Here is a 944-nt window from a genome sequence, read left to right on the forward strand (position 1 = left end):
TGAGGGGCGGGTGCTTGCGAGAGCGCCCGAGCTTGCCGTGTCGCCCTTGGCCACTTTCCCGCGAGCACCCGCCCCTCACCTCAATCCTCTCCCCGCAGGGGAGAGGAAGAAGGCTGCGCCATGACCCAATTCCGCTACCGCGCCGTCAGCGCCGCTGGTGAAGTGCTGCAAGGCCAGATGGAAGCGGCCAGCCTCGACGAGGTAGTGAGCCGTCTGCAGGACCAGGGCCACACGCCGCTCGATGCGCGCGCGGCCGACAGCGGCGCCGCCAGCGGCGGCATGGCCAGCTGGTTCAAGCGCGGCGCCTTCACCGGCGACCAGCTGGCACAGTTCACGCACCAATTGGCGACCTTGCTCGGCGCCGGCCAGCCATTGGATCGCGCACTCGGCATCCTGATGGACCTGCCCGAAGGCGCCAGCGCCAAGCAGCTGATCGAGCGCGTGCGCGATCGCGTGCGCGGCGGCACGCCGCTGTCGCAGGCACTGGATGACGAGCACAGCGTGTTCCCCAAGCTCTACATCAGCCTGGTGCGTGCCGGTGAGGCCGGTGGATCGTTGGAAGACACGCTGCGTCGCCTGGCCGATTACCTTGAACGCTCGCAGCAGCTGCGCGGCAGCATCATCAACGCGCTGATCTATCCGGCGTTCCTGATGGTCGGCGTGCTCGGTTCGCTGCTGTTGCTGCTGGCCTATGTGGTGCCGCAGTTCGTGCCGATCTTCGACGACATGCAGGTGCCGATTCCGCTGATCACGCAGGTCGTGCTGGCGATCGGCAACACCTTGCAGAGCTGGTGGTGGGCGCTGCTGATCCTGCTCATCCTCGGCGTGCTGATTGCGCGCTCGCGCCTTCGCGATCCGGCGGCCAGGCTGGCGTGGCACACGCGCCTGCTCACCATGAAGCTGGTCGGCCCGCTGCTGCTGAAGGTGGAAACGGCACGCATCGC

The 944-nt window shown here is 67.6% G+C and carries 1 protein-coding gene; it reads left to right on the top strand.

The window, feature by feature from the left end:
- Positions 1-120: 120 nt before the first annotated feature.
- A partial coding sequence (locus Y882_RS12675) for a type II secretion system F family protein (RefSeq protein ID WP_046972299.1) occupies positions 121-944 on the top strand: 824 nt, incomplete at its 3' end.

The sequence above is a fragment of the Dyella japonica DSM 16301 genome, from assembly GCF_001010355.1.
GTDB classification, from domain to species: domain Bacteria; phylum Pseudomonadota; class Gammaproteobacteria; order Xanthomonadales; family Rhodanobacteraceae; genus Dyella; species Dyella japonica.